The organism is Eoetvoesiella caeni, assembly GCF_003315175.1.
Classification (GTDB): domain Bacteria; phylum Pseudomonadota; class Gammaproteobacteria; order Burkholderiales; family Burkholderiaceae_B; genus Eoetvoesia; species Eoetvoesia caeni.
The window spans coordinates 80,308-99,020 of sequence record NZ_QNRQ01000009.1; the positions used below are offsets into that span (position 1 = coordinate 80,308).

General features: G+C 59.3%; 17 protein-coding genes and 1 tRNA gene. 3 read left to right on the top strand and 15 right to left on the bottom strand.

Features of this window, described 5'->3' with window-relative positions; genetic code table 11:
• Positions 1–34 precede the first annotated feature (34 nt).
• From rbfA to scpB, 6 genes are all read right to left on the bottom strand, one after another.
• Complete coding sequence (rbfA, locus tag DFR37_RS15535; protein ID WP_113934199.1) at positions 35–442, bottom strand: 30S ribosome-binding factor RbfA; 408 nt, start codon at positions 440–442, stop codon at positions 35–37.
• A gap of 2 nt (positions 443–444) precedes the next feature.
• Positions 445–3,414, bottom strand: coding sequence for a translation initiation factor IF-2 (gene infB, locus DFR37_RS15540; RefSeq protein WP_113934200.1), 2,970 nt, complete (start codon positions 3,412–3,414; stop codon positions 445–447).
• 86 nt (positions 3,415–3,500) lie between these two features.
• Positions 3,501–4,985, bottom strand: coding sequence for a transcription termination factor NusA (gene nusA / locus DFR37_RS15545; protein WP_113934201.1), 1,485 nt, complete (start codon positions 4,983–4,985; stop codon positions 3,501–3,503).
• Entirely contained in the window at positions 4,982–5,479 is a 498-nt protein-coding gene (gene rimP, locus DFR37_RS15550) for a ribosome maturation factor RimP (RefSeq protein ID WP_113934202.1), read from the bottom strand. The genes nusA and rimP overlap by 4 nt, the downstream gene beginning before the upstream one ends.
• 505 nt (positions 5,480–5,984) lie before the next feature.
• Positions 5,985–7,790: a pseudouridine synthase gene (locus DFR37_RS15555; protein WP_113934203.1), complete on the bottom strand. Its 1,806-nt coding sequence runs from the start codon at positions 7,788–7,790 to the stop codon at positions 5,985–5,987.
• Between the two features lie 76 nt (positions 7,791–7,866).
• Positions 7,867–8,823 carry an SMC-Scp complex subunit ScpB gene (gene scpB, locus DFR37_RS15560; RefSeq protein WP_113934204.1) on the bottom strand — a complete coding sequence of 319 codons (957 nt, stop codon included), beginning with the start codon at positions 8,821–8,823 and terminating at the stop codon, positions 7,867–7,869.
• 69 nt (positions 8,824–8,892) lie between these two features.
• Here scpB and DFR37_RS15565 point away from each other — a divergent pair.
• Positions 8,893–8,969: transfer RNA gene (locus tag DFR37_RS15565), tRNA-Met, on the top strand.
• On the opposite strand, the gene DFR37_RS15570 is transcribed toward DFR37_RS15565, so the two are convergent.
• The gene (locus tag DFR37_RS15570) at positions 8,948–9,328 is read right to left on the bottom strand and encodes a hypothetical protein (protein WP_147251634.1); all 381 of its coding nucleotides are present in this window, start codon (positions 9,326–9,328) and stop codon (positions 8,948–8,950) included. The genes DFR37_RS15565 and DFR37_RS15570 overlap by 22 nt on opposite strands.
• 190 nt (positions 9,329–9,518) lie before the next feature.
• Between DFR37_RS15570 and DFR37_RS15575 the strand changes: the two genes are divergently transcribed.
• Positions 9,519–9,740 carry a hypothetical protein gene (locus tag DFR37_RS15575; protein ID WP_113934206.1) on the top strand — a complete coding sequence of 74 codons (222 nt, stop codon included), beginning with the start codon at positions 9,519–9,521 and terminating at the stop codon, positions 9,738–9,740.
• A gap of 168 nt (positions 9,741–9,908) precedes the next feature.
• Here DFR37_RS15575 and DFR37_RS15580 read toward each other — a convergent pair whose 3' ends face one another.
• A complete protein-coding gene (locus tag DFR37_RS15580) occupies positions 9,909–10,586 on the bottom strand; it encodes a CobW family GTP-binding protein (protein ID WP_113934207.1) in 678 nt (225 codons plus the stop codon).
• Positions 10,587–10,725: 139 nt separating this feature from the next.
• Between DFR37_RS15580 and DFR37_RS15585 the strand changes: the two genes are divergently transcribed.
• Positions 10,726–11,862 (top strand): GNAT family N-acetyltransferase, encoded by a 1,137-nt coding sequence (locus DFR37_RS15585; RefSeq protein ID WP_113934208.1) that lies wholly within the window; start codon positions 10,726–10,728, stop codon positions 11,860–11,862.
• 91 nt (positions 11,863–11,953) lie between these two features.
• Here DFR37_RS15585 and DFR37_RS15590 read toward each other — a convergent pair whose 3' ends face one another.
• The 7 genes from DFR37_RS15590 to phaC form a co-directional block, all read right to left on the bottom strand.
• Entirely contained in the window at positions 11,954–13,375 is a 1,422-nt protein-coding gene (locus DFR37_RS15590) for a 4Fe-4S binding protein (RefSeq protein ID WP_113934209.1), read from the bottom strand.
• Positions 13,376–13,383: 8 nt separating this feature from the next.
• A complete protein-coding gene (locus DFR37_RS15595) occupies positions 13,384–14,235 on the bottom strand; it encodes an FTR1 family iron permease (protein ID WP_113934210.1) in 852 nt (283 codons plus the stop codon).
• 13 nt (positions 14,236–14,248) lie between these two features.
• On the bottom strand, positions 14,249–14,590 hold the full coding sequence (locus DFR37_RS15600; protein WP_113934211.1) for a cupredoxin domain-containing protein: 342 nt from the start codon (positions 14,588–14,590) through the stop codon (positions 14,249–14,251).
• A 2-nt stretch (positions 14,591–14,592) separates the two neighbouring features.
• A complete protein-coding gene (locus DFR37_RS15605; RefSeq protein ID WP_113934212.1) occupies positions 14,593–15,132 on the bottom strand; it encodes an iron transporter in 540 nt (179 codons plus the stop codon).
• Between the two features lie 297 nt (positions 15,133–15,429).
• Positions 15,430–15,996 carry a polyhydroxyalkanoate synthesis repressor PhaR gene (phaR, locus tag DFR37_RS15610; protein WP_113934213.1) on the bottom strand — a complete coding sequence of 189 codons (567 nt, stop codon included), beginning with the start codon at positions 15,994–15,996 and terminating at the stop codon, positions 15,430–15,432.
• Positions 15,997–16,118: 122 nt separating this feature from the next.
• Positions 16,119–16,856 carry an acetoacetyl-CoA reductase gene (phbB, locus tag DFR37_RS15615; RefSeq protein ID WP_113934214.1) on the bottom strand — a complete coding sequence of 246 codons (738 nt, stop codon included), beginning with the start codon at positions 16,854–16,856 and terminating at the stop codon, positions 16,119–16,121.
• Positions 16,857–17,009: 153 nt separating this feature from the next.
• Positions 17,010–18,644: a class I poly(R)-hydroxyalkanoic acid synthase gene (gene phaC, locus DFR37_RS15620; protein ID WP_113934215.1), complete on the bottom strand. Its 1,635-nt coding sequence runs from the start codon at positions 18,642–18,644 to the stop codon at positions 17,010–17,012.
• Positions 18,645–18,713: the final 69 nt, after the last annotated feature.

An 18,713-nucleotide genomic window follows, 5' to 3' on the forward strand; every position in this document is an offset into this window, starting at 1 on the left:
TATTCTCGTTCAATCAAATAAAAACGACAGCCGCTCAGGGCTGTTCGTCAGGGTCGTCGTCCGCGGGAGCAGCAGAGTACGTCTGCGGGCGATTGGCCCGGTCGATCAGTGCGGACATCTCGATGCCGCGCGCGACTTGATCGTCGTGGATGAAGCGCAACGTCGGCACGGTATGAATGTGCAAAAGCTTGAATAACAAAGAATGCAGCCAGCCGGCTTTCTCGTTCAGGGCCGCCGTGGCGGCTTCGGGTTCGGCGCCCATGACGGTGAAATACACCTTGGCATGGGCATAATCGGCCGACAACTCGACCCCGGAAAGCGTGACCAGCCCCGCGCGCGAAACGTCGATTTCGCGCTGGATAAGGCTGGCCAGGTCTTTCTGGATCTGGTCGGCAAGCCGGGTATTGCGCCCCGGGTTCGGTTTGGACCTATGACGTCCCATAATTACAGTGTCCGGGCAATTTCTTTGATTTCAAAGATTTCGAGCTGGTCGCCCACCTGGATGTCGTTATTGCCCTTCAGGGTAATACCGCAATCGAAGCCGGACTTGACCTCTTTGACATCGTCCTTGAAACGGCGCAGGGATTCCAGGTAGCCGGTCCAGTGCACCACATGGTTGCGCAGCAGGCGGATCTGGGAATCGCGGCGCACGACACCGTCGGTGACCATGCAACCGGCAATATTGCCAACCCGCGAAACGGTGAAGATTTCGCGGATCTCGACCATGCCGATGACCTCTTCGCGTTTCTCGGGGGCCAGCATGCCGGACATGGCGCTGCGCACGTCGTCGATGGCGTCGTAAATAATGTTGTAGTAGCGCAAGTCGATGCCGTTGTTTTCGGCCAGTTTCTTGGCACTTTGCTCGGCCCGCACGTTAAAGCCAATGATGACGGCATGCGAAGCAATGGCCAGGTTGACGTCGCTTTCAGAGATGCCGCCAACCGCCGCATGCACAACCTGTACGCGCACTTCGTCGGTGGACAGCTTGACCAGCGACTGCACCAGTGCTTCTTGCGAGCCCTGAACATCGGTCTTGACGATAAGCGCGAGTGTTTGAGCGCCTTCGCCCACGTTTTCGAACATGGACTCGAGCTTGGCCGCTTGCTGGCGCGCCAGCTTGACATCGCGGAACTTGCCTTGACGGAACAAGGCGATTTCGCGCGCTTTGCGTTCGTCGGCCATGGCAATGACTTCGTCGCCGGCAGCGGGGACTTCTGTCAGACCCTGGATCTCGACCGGCGTGGAAGGCCCGGCCGTATGGATGGGCTTGCCGTTTTCGTTGAGCATGGCCCGTACACGGCCATAGCTGGCGCCGGCAAGCACCGCATCGCCGCGCGACAGGGTACCGCTTTGGACCAGAATCGTTGCAACGGGGCCGCGGCCCTTGTCCAGGCGGGCTTCGATGACGATGCCCTTGGCCGGAGCTTCGACCGGTGCCTTGAGCTCGAGCATTTCGGCCTGGAGCAGCACGTTTTCAAGCAAGGTGTCGATGCCTTGCCCGGTCTTGGCCGACACGGACACGAATGGCACATCGCCACCGTACTCTTCGGGCACGACTTGCTCGGCAACCAGCTCTTGTTTGACGCGTTCCGGATTGGCGTCGGGCTTGTCGATTTTGTTGATGGCGACAACCAACGGTACACCGGCGGCCTTGGCGTGGTGTATGGCTTCACGCGTTTGCGGCATGACGCCGTCGTCGGAGGCGACAACCAGGATAACGATGTCGGTAGCCTGGGCGCCGCGGGCACGCATGGCGGTAAACGCCTCGTGGCCCGGGGTATCCAGGAAGGTGACGACACCGCGTTCGGTCTTGACGCTGTATGCGCCGATGTGCTGCGTAATGCCGCCCGCTTCGCCGGAAGCCACTTTGGCGCGACGGATATAGTCGAGCAGCGATGTTTTACCGTGGTCGACGTGACCCATGACGGTAACCACCGGAGCGCGCGGCAAGGCCTCGGCTTCGGAGGCTTCGCCTTCAGTGCTGTCGAGGAAAGCCTCGGGATCGTCCAGCTTGGCGGCAATCGCGATATGGCCCAGCTCTTCGACCAGAATCATGGCCGTTTCCTGGTCCAGCACCTGGTTGATGGTGACCATCTGGCCAAGCTTCATCAGTTGCTTGATGACTTCGGCGGCCTTGACCGACATCTTGTGCGCCAAGTCGCCGACAGTAATGGTTTCGGGCACATGCACTTCACGTGCGATGAACTCGGCCACTTGCTGCTCTTTGCGCTCGGGCTGGGCATGCCTGCTATTGCGTCCGCCCTTGCCGCCGCTCTTGCCGCCCTTGCCTGCGCGCCAGCCGTCACGGCTTGGGCTGCTGGGGGGCGCGTCGGCCTTGGAAGCGGGCTTCTTGCGTGTGCCGTCATCAACCCAGGACGTAACTTCGCCCTTCTTCTTGACTTCGGTGGCGGCGCCGGCCTTGGCATCTTTCTTGGCGGCGCTCTTGCCCGCGGGCTTATGCAGGGTGCCCGACAAGCCAGCGGCTTCGGGTTCGGGCGCCTTAAGCACTTTACGCGGACGGTTCAGCATTTCGCGCAAGGCGGCGGCTTCCGCCTCGGCGGCCTTGCGGGCGCGATCGCGGTCTGGATCTGCGGCGGGAGCGGCGGCGGGCGCCGCTGCCTTGTATTTGCCGGACTTTGGAGCAGCGGCTTTCGCCGGGGCTGCTGCCTCGGGAGCGGCCGGTGCAGCGGCGGCTTCAGGGACCGCCTTTTCGGCAACCGGTTCAGCCGTTGCGGCAACGGTGTCAGATTCGGGCTGGGCAGCCGGCTTGGCGGCTTCGGGCGCCGGTTCAACTGCGGGTTCTTGCGCAGCTGACGCCTTGGGCTGTTCAGCAACCGGAGCTTCGGCGGGAGCCTCGGCGGCAGGCGCGGGAACGGCTGCTTCGGCCTTGACTTCGTCCGCTACCGGCTCGGCCTTGGCGGGCGTCGCTTCTTGCTGTGGCGCTTGATCGGCGGCAGGCTGCTTGGACGCTTCGGCAGCGGCCGGAGCTTCAACAGCTTGAGTAGCGGCCGGCGCTACAGCCTGGGATTCAGGCTGCTGCACGGGCGGCTGCTCGGCGCTGTCGGGCAAAGCGGCGGCGGGCTCGGCCGCTTTGGCGGCTTCAGCCAGCAGCTCGGCCGGATCGCGTTTGACGAACACGCGTTTCTTGCGCACTTCGACTGAAATGGTGCGCGAACGCCCGGAGCTGTCGGCTTGCCGGATTTCCGACGTCTGGCGGCGGGTGAGCGTGATCTTCTGCCCGTCGGAGCCGCCATGGGAGCGACGCAACGATTCGAGCAGCTTCGCCTTGGCCGCGTCGGTGACATCGTCATCGACCGACTTGATTTCAACGCCTGCTGAACGTAGCTGTTCCAGCAGTACGTCTGCGGGCATTTTCAGTTCGACTGCGAACTGGGCGACGGTGTTACTCGACATTCGACTCTCTCTTCCTTGCAACTGCTATTTTCAATAAACTCAAACCGGACTGCCGGGGGCCTGAATGAACAGGCGCCAGCCGGAAATCAAGCTTCGTCGTTAAACCAGTGAGCTCGGGCGCGCATGATCATATCGCTGGCAGCCTGTTCATCCAGCCCAGTGATCTCGGACAGCTCGTCGGTTGAAAGCTCGGCCAGATCGTCCAGGGTATAGACATCCTGCCCCGACAACTTGACGACCAGATCCGGCGTCATGCCTTCAAGGTCGACCAGTGCCTGCTCGGTTTTCTGGACACGCTCTTCGTTGGCGATGGCCTCGGTCAACAAAGCATTGCGGGCACGCGTGCGCAGCTCGTTAATGGTTTGTTCGTCGAAGGCCTCGATTTCGAGCAATTCCTGCAAAGGCACGTAGGCAACTTCTTCCAGCCCGGTGAAACCTTCGTCGATAAGAATATCGGCGACTTCTTCGTCGACATCAAGCTTGCTGATGAAAGTCTCGCGCAAGCTGGAACGTTCGACGTCCTGCCGGCTTTGGTTTTCTTCGGGCGTCATGATGTTGATTTGCCAGCCGGTAAGCTCGGAGGCAAGACGCACGTTTTGGCCGCGCGCGCCGATGGCCTTGGGCAGGTTTTCGGCATCGACCACGACATCCATGGCGTGCTTGTCTTCATCGACGACAATGGAGTCGACATGCGCCGGCGCCAACGCGCCGATGACGAACTCGGCGGGATCGTCGGCCCACAAAACGATGTCGACTTGTTCGCCGCCCAATTCGTTGCGGACTGCTGTCACGCGCGAACCGCGCATGCCGACGCAAGTACCGATGGGATCGATCCGCTTGTCGTAGGCGATCACGGCAATTTTAGCGCGCACGCCCGGGTCGCGGGCCGCCGCCTTGATTTCGAGCAGGCCCTGCTCGATTTCGGGGACTTCATTTTCGAACAGTTCGCGAATGAACTCGGGCGCTGTGCGCGACAGAATGACTTGCTGGCCGCGAGCGGCATGATCTACTTTCAAGACCCACGCGCGAATACGATCGCCGATGCGGATATTTTCCTTGGGGATCATTTCGGTACGGGGCAGGCGGGCTTCGATCTTGCCGGTTTCGATGATGACGTCGCCCTTGTCCATGCGCTTTACAGTGCCGGAAACAATCGTCTCGCCACGTTCGAGGAAGTCGTTAAGGACCTGCTCGCGCTCGGCATCGCGGATTTTCTGCAAAATGGCCTGCTTGGCCGCTTGCGCGCCTATGCGTCCGAATTCGACTGGTTCAAGCGGCTCTTCGATGTACTCGCCCTCTTCGATTCCGGGCACGATTTCCTGGGCCTCGGAATAGAGTTCTTGCTGATCGGGCTCTTGCAAACCGGCGTCGTCGGGGACGACCAGCCAACGGCGAAAGCCTTCATGTTCGCCGGTGGTGCGATCGATGGCAACGCGAATATCAGCGTCTTCCTTGAAGCGTTTTTTCATGGCAGAGGCCAGCGCGTTTTCGAGTGCACCGAAAACCACTTCACGCTCTACGTTTTTTTCACGCGCTAGGGCGTCAACCAATAGAAGAATTTCGCGACTCATCGCTTTTTACCCTTGAAATCAATTACGGGATCCAGTTTGGCTCGATCAATGCTGTCAAAGGAGAAGTTCAGGACTTCAACTTCGCCAGACTTAGTCTCGGGGTCCATCTCGAGGCTAAAGACAAGGTCGGGCGTAATTTCGTTTGCCACAGCGTTTTCCGGCACGCGCAAGATGCCGGCGAATACCTTGCGGTTGTTAACCGGTTCGCGTAGGCGTATTTCGATGCGCTCGTTGGCAAAACGGACAAAATCTGCGATTTTTTTCAGCGGGCGGTCAATGCCCGGCGAACCGACTTCGAGTCGCTTGTAATCGACATTTTCGACTTCAAACACACGCGACAGCTGTTTGGACGCCTGCTCGCAATCTTCAATCCGTACACCGCCAAGGCGATCAATAGTTACGCGCAGCAGCCCCAGGGGCGCGCGTTCTACGTCGACCAGCTCGATATCCATGCCGGCCAATGCCTCTTGCGTTAATACGAATATATCTGCCATAAACTCAAAAAAAAAGGGCTGCGCACGCCCAGCCCATTGTTACCGCGCCTGGCGGTTAATCGTTACATGCCAGGGCATGTGCCGTAAACCTGCATGCACACCAAAAAGTGCGTTGCCGCATAAACATTGCCTATATCGCGCTCATTTCGGGTTTTGCAGCAACCCAAAAAGCGCAACTTTAGCAACACATGCGGCTATAGAACTCTCTATTCTAGCAGACTTTCGGAAAAAATCCTGCTATGTCACGAGCTTACATAAGAAAAATAAGCCCCCACGCTGCGCCGCTGCCGCGGCTTGCTGCCCCCCGGGGGGGCGCTTTTTGCCTTGGGGCGGCCCGGCGGCAAAAATAAGCCCCCACGCTGCGCCGCTGCCGCGGCTTGCTGCCCCCCGGGGGGGCGCTTTTTGCCTTGGGGCGGCCCGGCGGCAAAAATAAGCCCCCACGCTGCGCCGCTGCCGCGGCTTGCTGCCGCTCGAGGCGGGGCTTTAGCCTTGGGGGCAGTAAATCTTAGTTGCGGCCTTTTCCGCCCAGGAATCCCAGGTGGGACTCGTGGGCTGATGCTCCGCGCGGCTGCCAGTCGTCGCCGCGGTTGGCGTTTTTGCCTGGGCCGCCATTGCCGCGCGGCTTGGCTGCCTTGGGACCCCGGGCGTCGTTATCCCGCGGCCCCTTCTTGCGGGCTGCGCCGCTACGGGCGCCGCGTGTCGGTTCGGCAGCCTGCCCTTCCGGGCGGGGACCGCGAGCCGGGCCTTTGCCGCGCCCCTGGGGCTTGGCTTTGCCGCCGTTGGGGTGGCCATTGGGCAGTCCGCCGCTAAACATCAGCCCCGTACCGTAGGGATCGGACGGAAACGCCTGATTTACCGCCGCCTTGCCGCCGCCAACCCGTCCGCCGGACAACTTGCCGCGCCGGCTGAACTTGGCACCGTTCATGCCATTGCGTTCCATCGTCCCAAAGCCCGGAGGCAAGGCGCTATCGTGCGACAAAGGCTGGCTCATGCGGCGCTGCCCATGCCGGCCCTGGCTTTCTTCGCCGTCTTCGTTGATCAGGCCCAATTGAACCATCAGCGCCGTCACCAGCGTGCTGTCCAGTTCGTCCCAGCGTCCGCGACGCAAATTGCGCGGCAACACGACTTCGCCGAAACGCGTGCGGATAAGACGGCTGACCGTAACTCCCACGGCTTCGAACATGCGGCGCACTTCCCGGTTGCGCCCTTCATGCAAGGTAACGCGATACCAGCGATTACTGCCCTCGCCGCCCAGGAATTCAAGCGAGCCGAACTGCGCTTTGCCGTCCTCCAGGTCGATTCCCTTGAGAAGCTGTGCCTGTTGCTCTTCGCCCAGCTCTCCGAGTACGCGCACCGCATACTCGCGCTCGGCGCCATAGCGCGGATGCATCAAGCGGTTGGCCAGGTCGCCGGAGGTCGTAAGAATGAGCAAGCCTTCGGTATTCAGATCAAGCCGCCCGACGGACAGCCACTTCCCTACCCGCATCTTGGGAAGGCGGGCAAAGACGGTGGCCCGGCCTGCTGGATCGTCATGGGAAACGATTTCCCCTGCCGGCTTGTGATACAGAATAATGCGAGGCGGCTTGGACGCATTGGGCCGGGTGATAGGACGGCCGTTGACCCGTACCTGGTCATTGGCGCCAACGCGCTGGCCAATATGCGCCGGTTCGCCATTGACCGAAACACGGCCGGCGATAATCAGCTCTTCCATTTCGCGGCGCGAGCCTATACCCGCGTCGGCCAATACCTTGTGCAGCTTGGGCGTCACCGCGTCGCTGCCAAGATACTTCCCAAGGCGCTGTTCCATCTTGGCCGCCTTGTCGAGATACGCCAAAGCCTGCTCGGCCTCTTTTTCGCTGCCCGGATTGTGCAGTTCGGACTGGTCCGCATCATGGCCTTGGTCCTGCGCGCGGCTTCGTCCCTGATTGGGACCACGGCCCTGGGCCGGTTTTTTGCCCTGCCGGGGACCGCGGCCACGCTTGGGGCCCTGCCCTGCGGCAACTGGCTGCTGCGCTTGATCCGCGCCTTCGGCTTGTGCTTGAGCCTGTCCCTGCGCCTGCTTCGGCACGCGCGGCTTGCGCTCGCGCTTTACCGCCGCAGCGGGTTCCTGGGCCGCGGGTTCCGCCCCGCCTGCCTGCTCGCCCGCAGCGACTGAATCGCCCCGGCGGCGCCGGAACGGCGTCCGCAGCTTGCGGCCGCGCCGCGCTGGCGCGGAACCGCCATCCACCTCACCGCCGGCCGCATTCGTTTCTTGGCCAGGCGACGCCGAGGCGTCATTCAAAGGGGCGCTATCGTGATTTGTTTCGTTCATATTTATCAGGTACTCCGTGTATTCCATATCGCGGGCAAAAGGCCTGACTGGCCACTACTTACCCGCGCCGTTTATTTCATTCTTTCTTGGGGTCGGCATCCGCCGTACTTTGCACAAGGTCCTGCGGCTCGTCCTGATCAAGGAGTTCACTGCTGCCCGGCTCTTGCAGGCCGGCGTCGCCCGCCTCGTCCATTTCTCGTGGCTCGGCATCCGCGTCCGGAGCTGTCTTGTCGCCATCGCCAGGCGCCACGTACAGCTCCGCCCCGTCGGCGGCTTGGCCCTCGCTGCCATGCTCGGCTTCAACGGCTCTGTCTCCGTTTTCCTCTTCGTTTACCCCGACTCTGTCATCTACGTCGGCCAAGGCATTGGCCTCATCAATCTCATCAGCCTCATTGGCTCCATCGGCTTCGCCGACGCCATCAACCTCATTTGCTTCATCAGCTTCATCAGCCTCGGCATTCTCCAATTGGCTTGGGGGCAATTCCTCGAGCTCAAGGCCGGCCAATACGGCCACCGCGTCGTGGGACTCCAGCGCGGGCAGATCGTCGAGCGCACGCAGGCCAAGGTCGTCCAGAAACTGCCGCGTTGTACCGAACAATGCCGGGCGCCCCGGGGCATCGCGATGTCCCAGCACCTCGATCCAGCCCCGGTCCTCAAGGCTTTTGACGATTTGCGACGACACCGACACGCCGCGGATATCTTCGATGTCGCCTCGGGTAACCGGTTGGCGCCAGGCAATGATCGCCAGGGTTTCAAGAACCGCCCGCGAATAACGCGGCGGCTTTTCAGGGTTCAGGCGTTCGAGATAGCGCTGCATTTCGGGACGGCTTTGAAACCGCCAGCCGCTGGCCAAATTGACCAAGGCCAGGCCCCGCTCGGCCCAATCAAGCTGCAATACTGCCAGATAACGCCTTAAGTCGTCGTTGGAAACCTCGTCGGCGCCGAACAATTTGCGCAACTCGCCAAGCTGCATGGGTTGATCGGCGCACAATAACGCGGTTTCGAGTACTCGGGTAATTTCTGATTCTGTCATTTATTGCTTGGCAGTGCGCTGCCTAAATTGCATAACTTATAAAGATGGTGTATAGTTTCATTCTTCAGACGCGGGGTGGAGCAGTCTGGCAGCTCGTCGGGCTCATAACCCGAAGGTCGTAGGTTCAAATCCTGCCCCCGCAACCAAACACGGAAAGCCGCTTGTTAGCAAAACAAGCGGCTTTTTTATTGCCGCAAAAGGTGCTGAAAAAACGGTTGAAAAAGCCATTAAAAAAGCCGTTGCAAAAACCATCGCGAAAACCGGCACTGACCTTGCCCTGCAACGAAGCGCCCAAATTGGCACCGGCGTTGGCACCGGCGCGCAAGAAGGCATTTAAGCCTGCACGCGGTGTGCGTGGGCCGATTTCAAGATTGTTTTCCAGGGTAGGTGCCGCGACGTCCGCGCAAAAAGCGACAGCGCCGCGCCGGCTCGATGCATAAGTTTGGCAGCGAACCTTGCCGTTGGACACTTCCAACATCTGGCGGATTATCATTTCAATTTTCAAATGGTTTTACAGTAACTACTTCTTGCCGCCGCTTTCACTGTCTTTTGCCGCAGCCCGAATGTGGCTCGGCTTGGCTGGCAGCGCAAAGCACTCGCCAGCCCCGATGGATTACGAACAAGCAAATCGCACCTTGATGAATGAGGGCGCGATGCCCTCAAAAGAACCACAACACAGGTAAAGCGAACTGATTATGTCGCCGAAACTTTGTTCGGCCCATGCGTCATCAACCTTGCATGTCCGCGGCGATACGGCCGAATGGACTAACAAACAGGTGAGAACATTGGATAGTGGCTATACCATGAATGCCCGCTTTACGCGTTTGCACTTGGCGCCTTACAGTGCCGCGAAGCTTGCCCAGGGAGGCATGAACCCCACACCTGAAAACAGCCGCAACACAAAAAACCTTGCATGATTAAAACATCGTTATATATGCAATTTGTCTTATTACACCATTACACCACTGGCAACGCAAGTAATTTAGCTAGAGGACGCTCTGCAAAAACCACACTATCGCCGGCTGCCGCGTACGGCATGGGCAAAAACCAACGGCGTCGAAAAACAAGACTGGTTTAGAAGAACGCTAGGCCAGGTTCGAAAACAAGCCCTGGCGCTGCCGCCCTGCGCCCGTACCCGTACCCGCCTTGGCCAACAACTCTTCGAACGGCGGCAGCGCCGCCGAGGAATACACCGGCACATCCGGATTGACGGCGTGCACTGCCTGCTTAATGTGCACCAGGATTTCCGGGGCGACGAGGTCGGCCTTGCCCATCACCACCCGATCGGCCAAGGCCGCCAGCTGCAGGACGCCGGATTCCCCCGGGGTCTGATCCAAGCCATGCTGTGCGTCCATGACGCAGATGCTCCCGTCGTAGGCATAGCGTTCGCGCAAGAAAGCCTGGTACTGCAAGGTGTGCATAATGGGAACGGGGCTTGCCATGCCGGACGCCTCGATCAGCACACGCGAAAACACCGGGATTTTCCTGTGCAGGGCCGCCATGAAAAGCTCGCGCAGCGTGTCGACCAATTCTCCGCTGACACTGCAACATGCGCAGCCCGAAGCCAGCACGCTAATACTGCCGCCGATATGCCTGGCCAGTTTATGGTCCAGGGACACCACCCCCAGCTCGTTGACAACAACGGCCACACGCGGCGTCTCGCCCGAGGCGGACGGTCGCAACATGCGATTAAGCAGCGTCGTTTTGCCGCTGCCCAGCGGTCCCGTCAGCACGGTAACCGGTATTTTCGTCCCTTGCGCCATTGGCCAGCTCCACCCACTAAAATGAATCGTTTCCCGACCTTGTATGATTTCATACTGAAGGCTTGCAAATGCCGCGAACCGGTAGCGCGCGGCAGCACCACGGCTTATTTTAATCTTCGCTACAGCAGGGCCCGCTCAATTGTCCGAGAACTTTTCACTTTGCCGTCAATTGCACGAGATCGATTCCGGGCAATGGAACCATCTGGCCGGCGACCATCCATTGCTGCGCCACGAGTTTCTTCTGGCCATGGACCAGGCCGGTTGCGCGGTGGCCAAGACCGGCTGGGCTCCGCACTATTTGCTATTGCATCGCAACGGCAAGCTTGCTGGCGCCATGCCTCTTTACCTGAAATCGCACTCGCGCGGCGAGTATGTCTTCGATACCGGCTGGGCCCGGGCCTTTATGGAGCATGGCCTGGACTACTACCCCAAGATGCTCGGCGCCATTCCCTTCACGCCAGTGCCCGGCCCGCGCCTGCTGGCCGCCAACCATACCGACCGCGTACTTCTGGCACGCCAGGCAGCGGCGCTGACGGGCCAGAACGAGCTTTCCTCGCTGCACATTCTATTTCCCTCGGACGAAGATTGCGCCGCGTTGCGCGAGGCCGGCTTCATGCTGCGCGAAAGCGTGCAATTTCATTGGCACAACCGCGGCTATGCAAGCCTTGAGGACTTCCTGGCCGAAATGAGCCAGCAAAAACGTAAAAAGCTCAAGCAGGACAGGAAAAAGGCGCAGCAAGCCGGCGTTGTTTTTCGTTGGCTGCAAGGCGATGCCATCGACGATTCCGCCCTGGCGTTTTTCTATGAATGCTACCGCCGCACCTACTACGAGCATGGCAACGCCCCTTACCTGAACATGGAGTTCTTTACTCTATTGCGCCAAAGCATGGCCGCAAATATGGTATTGGTTCTTGCCGAACAAAACGGGCAGCCCATAGCCTGCGCCCTGAACATGCGCAGCAAAGACAGGCTGTACGGACGCTATTGGGGATCCACGCAATTTATCTCGGGCCTGCATTTTGAAACCTGCTATATGCAAGCAATCGAATATTGCATCGAGCACGGCCTGGCGGCGTTCGAGGGCGGCGCACAAGGCGAGCATAAACTGTCGCGCGGCATGCTGCCCGTCAAGACTTTCTCGGCCCACTGGATACGCGATGCGCGCTATGCGCGGGCCATTGCCGATTTTCTTGCCCAGGAGACGGCGGCCATCGACGACTATGTAGAGGCCCTTGAAGGACACAGCCCCTTCAAGGCCTGCGAACCGCCGGGGTAGCGGCCTGAATGCCCTGGACGGTGCCCGGCGGGCTACCCAGGCGGGCCCTTGCCGTTGCGGCGAAGCGGCAAGCGCCGCTTCCCTTCAACCGCTACCAAACCACAAAAAATAAATACCAGGCCATGCAAAACGGCATCAGGCCCAGGGTCACGACAAAGGTGGCGGTAAGCTGTGTGCCTATGTGAGCGCGGCGCTTGCCCACGATGCGCCAGACCAGCCGCAGGCTCCAGAGCAAGGCCAGGCCCAGGATGACAAAGCGCGTACCCGTCGCCCAGAACATGGGCATGCCTTCGTTCTTGAGCAAGGTCAGCGTTGTCGCCGACAATCCGAGAAACACGCCCGCCCCCGCCGCGGGAATCAGGCCCTGGGCCAAACGGTGCATACCAGGCCGGCCGAAGCGCCCCAGCCACTTTGGCGCGCTTGCACGCTTTCCAGTTTCTTGGGCCCGTACGCCAGGCAAGAGGCAATCGGCCAGCCACAAGGCGATATACAAAGGCCCGCCCACCACAACCACCGCGCCGAAAATGAACATCAATATACCCGCGCCATCAAGCCACGAAAAACTGTCGTTGACATCGGGGTAGTGCGTCAGGATGAACCACGGTGCGTTCTGGGCCAAGGGCCAATAAATATCGCGCTCTACCAGCCAGGTTGCCGCGGCCTGCTTGACTGTGACGAACCAGGGACTGGCGCTCCAGAGGAAAGCCCCGACAGCCAGCCCCATCAGCCCGAATACGATAAGCGCGGTCTGCCAATGGTCGCCCGACTCGATGTGCACGATCTCTTCTTCGGGCGAACGCGGCGTCAAGTGGATAGCACCGCGATAATCGCTGCACCGGCCGCACATATGGCAGTCGCCCGCTCCCTTCATGTTGCGCAAGGGAACCAGGGGCGCGCAATTAATGCTTTCAATGCGCCGTTCGGGATGGCGCCACGCTTCTTCGCTGACCTTGTAGTGCCATGGGGCCAGCTTGGCCAGAAGGTTGAACACCCCGTTCACCGGGCACAGGTATTTGCACCAAACCCGCTTTTTGCGGCCGTACAAATAACCGATCACCAAAGCGCCCAGGGTCGAGCCGCCCAACACGGCCAGCACCGCCCAAGGATATTGATACACACTGACCAATTGGCCGTATATGGTCGTCAATGCAAAGGCCACGAAAGGCCAGCCGCCCCAGCGTATCCATTTGGGAATGGCCTTGCCTCGCCCGTGTTCGCTGGCCCATTCGGTCAGCATGCCCTCCGGGCAGAACAGTCCGCACCAGGCGCGTCCGAACAAGGGCATGGAGACCAGGACAAACGGCCACCATATCCCCCAGAACGCAAACTGCGCCATGATGGTCAGGTTGTTGAACATCGACGCGGTGTTGTCCGGCAGCGGCATGGCCGCCGGCACGATAAGCAGGAACAGATAGAAGAAAACAATGACCCATTGCACCTTGCGCAGCAGGGCGGCGTGATCGCGTAGAAAGTCGGCCGTTTGTCCCGCGGCCCGTTTTAATGCCATTGCCATGATGCCGTCTACGCCGTAACCGTGGATCTACCGGACGCGCGGGCCTGGCGCGCATCAACCCGCCGCAGCGCGAACAGCACAATGGCCCAATACGCCAGCCAGGCCAGCAACTGCGACAGCGCCGGATACGCCCTGTAGCCCGCAAAATTGGCCAGTATCTGGCCCAGGCCATGGCTGGCATCAAGCAGCCACGAGCTGTCCCAGATGGGATCCACAAGGGTCGGCAGCACCTCGAGCGAGATCAAGTGATCGGTGCCATTGACCAGCAAAGCCCCCGCCAGCAATAGCAACAACACCTCGGTAAGCTGGAAAAAGCGGCGCCATGTTATTAGCTTTCCGCCCAACTGCAGCAACCAGAAAGTGGCCAGCGCCGCGACAAATCCCAGCACGCCCGCCATGGCCAGGCTCCAGGCCTGGCCGCTGGTTTCGCCCGAGGCGATCATGCCGTAAAGGAATACCACCGTCTCGCTGCCTTCGCGCGCAACCGCGATCATGACCAATACCAGCAGACCCCACCAATTGGACCGCCGTATCTGTTGGCTGGCGCCGCTTTCGAGTTCACGCTTGAGCGACCGGCCATGTTGCCGCATCCACAGCACCATCTGTACCACCAGCCCGCATGCAGCCAGCGCCATGATGGCCTGGAACCATTCCTGGCCCTCGTCTGAAAGCCAGGAGGAGACACCCAGCAGCACCAAGGCCAGCGCCGCGGCCAGCCCCAAGCCAGCCACTACGCCGCCCCAAAGCCAGCGCAGCCCCTGCCGCCCTTCGGGCGATGTACTCAACCAACTATATAAAATACCGACGACAAGCAGTGCCTCTACACTTTCTCGCCAGACAATGAATGCCACTTGTTCCATGATGCTTTACGCCCTATTTGTCGAGAACGACCAGGGTGCCTTTAGTGTCTTGATGAAAATCATCGAAAAACGGGTATTGTCCCGGCCGGGATATCTTGATGACGACAAACGACGTCACCCCCGGGCCAAGCACCTTTTCCTTGCGTAACGGCAGGCTTTCGAACTCTACAGGCTCGTTGCTTTCATTGACCAGGATCAGCTTGAACCGGCCCGCCGGCACTTCAAGCCTTTCCGGCTCGAATGAACCGCCCTGCTTGAAGGTCAGCGTATAGGTCGGCAGTTCATCGGCCTGGGCAAGCCCGCCCCCGCCCAGTGCAAGGCTCAACGCAAGCAGCGCGCATTTGACCCAACGCATTGTCAGTACCCACCCTTCTTGCCCGTGCCGGCGTACACGAACTCGTAATCCAGCGTGAACGGCGCAAACCAGGCACTCACACCGGTTTCTTTATCCACATGGCGGCCAAAATGGCTCATTGCATTTGCACTGGGAGGCGCCACGGAAAACGTCAGCTTGTATTTGCCCGGTCCGTCGAGCTTGACGTTGTCGCCATAGTGCGGCCCATCGTTGGCCACCATGGGCATCAAATTGCCTTTGATCACTTTGTCGCTGCCGATTTTCTGCAACTGATAATCCACAACCAGATACGGCGCCCATGCGCCCTCGGGCAGGCCGTTGGGATTATCGGCCAGCGCATGGATATCGGCCTCGAGATGAATGTCGGAATCCTTGGCGGCCCGCATCATTCCGGGCGGATCCATTTCAACAGGCTGCAAGTAGACGGCCGCCACTTCAAGACCGCCGCGTTCGGAAGGCTTGCCTATGGGGTATTCGGCCGCGACCGCCGATACCGTTATACCCAGACCCAACAGCGCCGATACAAGCAAGCGTTTCATCATGTTCTACATACCTCGGAAAAATGGATACCGGCCGCAAAGCCACTTCAAGCGCATCAGTCGACGCGTATTTGCTAAGTTTATTGCATTAAAAAAATGCAAACAAGATTTATTCTCATTAATCCTATCATGTCCAGCTAACACGTTGCTGAACGTCTGCAAAGCCAATGGCTTGCTATGTCCGCTTTTTCCGTCGGGCCGGAACAGCAACGAAAACGGCCTTGAAATCGTGGATTCAAGGCCGTAATAAAACTGAAAACCAGTCGTTGCATGCGTAATTCCAGCTACTGCAAGCCCGCTTTATTTCTTGGAGTCCTTGGAAGAGCTTGGGTTAAAAGGAAAAGCGGAAAACATCGATTGGGTTTGATCCTGCATTTGGTTCTGCATCTGGACAAACAGATTTTTGCTTTGATCGACGTAGTTATTCATCATGTTTTGCAGCATGGGGGCCTGGACATTCATGAATTGAGCCCAGGTTTCGGGACCGTACTGGGGCCCGCCGTATGCGCCCTTGGACTGTTCGACCATGCGGTCCTGGATCTCCATGAAGGCTGCGATGTTTTTCTCGAGAAACGCGCCCATGACTCCTTGCATGGAATGCCCATAAAAGCGAATGATCTGGGCCAAAGCCACGGACGAAAACATGGGCAGCCCGCCGCCCTCTTCTTCGAGGATGATCTGCAAAAGGATGCTGCGGGTAAGGTCGTCGCCCGACTTGGCATCGACCACCTGGAAATCCTGATTGTCCAGCACCAATTGCCTGACGTCGGCCAAGGTAATGTAGGCACTGGTTTCAGTATCGTATAAGCGGCGATTGGGGTATTTTTTAATTAACCGGGCCGCTACGGGGGTTGGAGCTTGGGTCATGAGTTTGATCTGGAACGTAATGAAACACTATAAACGATTAAGTACAATTGGCAATAGGCACGGCTGAACGGAATTATCGCGAACGCCGTCAGCCATGCCCGTGTATAAAAACCGCAACGCGGCTAGCCCATATGCAAGCCGCCATTGAGCGAGAAGTCGGCACCGGTCGCGAAACCGGAGTCGTCCGAGGCCAGCCATGCCACCATGGCACCGATTTCTTCAGGGGTGCCCAGCCGCTTGACCGGAATCGTCGCGACGATTTTCTCGAGGACGTCGGGTCGAATGGCCCGCACCATGTCGGTACCTATATAGCCCGGCGAAATAGTATTGACCGTTACCCCCTTGCTGGCGACCTCTTGCGCCAATGCCATCGTGAAACCGTGTATGCCGGCTTTGGCCGTTGAATAATTGGTTTGCCCGAACTGCCCTTTTTGCCCATTGACGGAACTGATATTGACGATGCGCCCCCATTGGCGGTCGGTCATTCCGTCGATGACTTGCTTGGTGACGTTGAACAGGCTGTTAAGGTTGGTGTCCATGACGGCACGCCAGTCCTCGAGGGTCATTTTGCGGAACACGCCGTCCCGCGTTATGCCCGCGTTATTAACCAGGACATCGACTTGCCCGAGCTCGCGCTTGACCTTTTCGAACGCGGCGACCGTGGAATCCCAGTCGGACACATTGCCTACCGAAACGTGGAATTTATAGCCCAGCGCAGCCTGGTCGTCCAGCCACTGTTGAAAATCGCGACTGGGCCCGCAGCCGGCTACGACTGTGTACCCTTCTTTAGCCAGGCGTTGACATATCGATGTGCCGATGCCCCCCATCCCGCCCGTCACATAAGCCAATTTTCCACTCATTTTAATTCTCCTCGACTGGGTTGCTGCTTGGTGCTTGCATCCTGCTGCTTGCACTTGGCGAAACTGCTTGTACCTTGATACTGCGGCGTTTCGATTATCGCCCCACGCGCCTCCTGTAGTGTTGAAAACCGTTATCTCGTTGTACGTATACCGTTATACCGCCCGCACCTTGACATAGCGGCCGGGCGCGGGCTCGATAGGCGTGTGCCGCGCGTTGCCAAGCTTTGCGACAGCGCGCCGGCGTTCGCCCGAGTGCGTTGCCAGCCATTCGGCCCAGTCCGGCCACCAGCTGCCGGCGTGCTGCGTGGCGCTTTCAAGCCAGGCTTCGGGGTCGCCGGGCAATTTGCCCGGACGGCTTGTTCCTTGACCGGCCCAGTAATGCCGCCGGCCCTTGGAAGGCGGGTTGATGACTCCGGCAATATGGCCCGAAGCGCCCAGCACGAAGCGCGTAGGCCCGCGCAGGATCTCGGTGGAGGCATAGGCCGCATGCCACGGAACAATATGATCTTCGCGCGACCCGTACAGATAGGTGGGCATGGTCAGCGCGGTCAAGTCCAGTGCATGCCCGTCGACCTTGATTCGGCCTGGAACCTTCAGGTTGTTTTCGAGATAGGTATTGCGAAAGTACCAGGTAAAGAATGGCCCGGGTAAATTGGTTCCGTCCGAATTCCAGAACAACAGGTCGAAAGCCGGCGGCGACTGCCCCTGCAGATAATTGCCCACGACGTAATTCCAGACCAGCTCGCTGGGGCGCAAGAAAGAAAAGGTGGTGGCCAGTTCGCGGCCCGACATCAGCCCGCCGTGTCCCAGTTGGCGTTCACGGGCCTGAGCGTGCGTCTCGTCGACAAAGACGTCAAGCACTCCGGTTTCTTCGAAGTCCAACAGGGTGGTAAGCAAGGTCAGCGATTCGACCGGATGGTCGCCCCGGGCGTGGGCCAAAGCCAGCGCCGACGCCAGCAAAGTGCCGCCGACGCAAAAGCCCAGGGCATTGATGCGTTCATGGCGCGAGATGTCCTGCACCACCTGCACCGCGGCCAGGACGCCTTCTTGCAAATAGTCTTCCCAGGTAGCCGTATCGATGCCGTCGGTATCGGAAGCCAGGGGATTGCGCCATGAAACGAGAAAGACGCTGAACCCCTGTTCAACCGCGTGCCGCACAAAAGAATTTTCGGGCTGGAGGTCAAGCACGTAGAACTTGTTGATGCAGGGCGGAACAATAAGCAGCGGCCGCTTGTACACCTGGGTGGTCAGGGGCGCGTACTGAATGACCTGCATGAGGCGGTTTTCAAAGACCACCTGACCGCTGGAAATGCCGACGTTCCCGCCCAGCTCGAATCCGGACTCGTCGGTTTGCGAAATATGTCCTTTTTCTAAATCGGCCAACAGGTTCTGGACTCCCAGTTTAAGGGACTGCCCGTTGGTCTCCAGCATAAGACGCTGCGCTTCGGGGTTGGTGGCAAGGAAATTGGATGGCGATACGGCCTCGATCCATTGCATGACCGAAAACCGTAACCTGTCCCGTAGCGGTTCGGACAATTGCGCGGCCTCTACCATTTGCTGCATTGCCCTAGCGGAAAGCACGTATGCGTGCGCGTTGAGCAGATAATTGGAACTGGTCGCCCAGCCGGGCGCCTTGAAGCGCCTGTCTGCGGGTGGTGCCAGCGAACCGCGCTGGGCCTGTTCTAGTACGCCTGACCAGTCTCTGGAAAACTCGGCCTGGATTTCGGCCAGCTTGTCTGGAGCCACACTGACGGGAATGGGCCATTCGGCCTGAAATGAAGCAGTCATGCGACACCTATGCTTTTTATAAACCTTTAGACTCATGTTGCGGATGATTTGCAACACTGTCAATCAGGG

Excerpts from the sequence above, each read along its gene's own strand:
- DFR37_RS15605 (WP_113934212.1), bottom strand. The coding sequence starts at position 15,132 with ATGATGAAACGCTTGCTTGTATCGGCGCTGTTGGGTCTGGGTATAACG.
- phaR (WP_113934213.1), bottom strand. The coding sequence starts at position 15,996 with ATGACCCAAGCTCCAACCCCCGTAGCGGCCCGGTTAATTAAAAAATAC.
- DFR37_RS15595 (WP_113934210.1), bottom strand. The coding sequence starts at position 14,235 with ATGGAACAAGTGGCATTCATTGTCTGGCGAGAAAGTGTAGAGGCACTG.
- rimP (WP_113934202.1), bottom strand. The coding sequence starts at position 5,479 with ATGGCAGATATATTCGTATTAACGCAAGAGGCATTGGCCGGCATGGAT.
- phaC (WP_113934215.1), bottom strand. The coding sequence starts at position 18,644 with ATGACTGCTTCATTTCAGGCCGAATGGCCCATTCCCGTCAGTGTGGCT.
- DFR37_RS15575 (WP_113934206.1), top strand. The coding sequence starts at position 9,519 with ATGTCGCCGAAACTTTGTTCGGCCCATGCGTCATCAACCTTGCATGTC.
- phbB (WP_113934214.1), bottom strand. The coding sequence starts at position 16,856 with ATGAGTGGAAAATTGGCTTATGTGACGGGCGGGATGGGGGGCATCGGC.
- DFR37_RS15555 (WP_113934203.1), bottom strand. The coding sequence starts at position 7,790 with ATGAACGAAACAAATCACGATAGCGCCCCTTTGAATGACGCCTCGGCG.
- DFR37_RS15600 (WP_113934211.1), bottom strand. The coding sequence starts at position 14,590 with ATGCGTTGGGTCAAATGCGCGCTGCTTGCGTTGAGCCTTGCACTGGGC.
- scpB (WP_113934204.1), bottom strand. The coding sequence starts at position 8,823 with ATGACAGAATCAGAAATTACCCGAGTACTCGAAACCGCGTTATTGTGC.
- rbfA (WP_113934199.1), bottom strand. The coding sequence starts at position 442 with ATGGGACGTCATAGGTCCAAACCGAACCCGGGGCGCAATACCCGGCTT.
- DFR37_RS15590 (WP_113934209.1), bottom strand. The coding sequence starts at position 13,375 with ATGGCAATGGCATTAAAACGGGCCGCGGGACAAACGGCCGACTTTCTA.
- infB (WP_113934200.1), bottom strand. The coding sequence starts at position 3,414 with ATGTCGAGTAACACCGTCGCCCAGTTCGCAGTCGAACTGAAAATGCCC.
- DFR37_RS15580 (WP_113934207.1), bottom strand. The coding sequence starts at position 10,586 with ATGGCGCAAGGGACGAAAATACCGGTTACCGTGCTGACGGGACCGCTG.
- nusA (WP_113934201.1), bottom strand. The coding sequence starts at position 4,985 with ATGAGTCGCGAAATTCTTCTATTGGTTGACGCCCTAGCGCGTGAAAAA.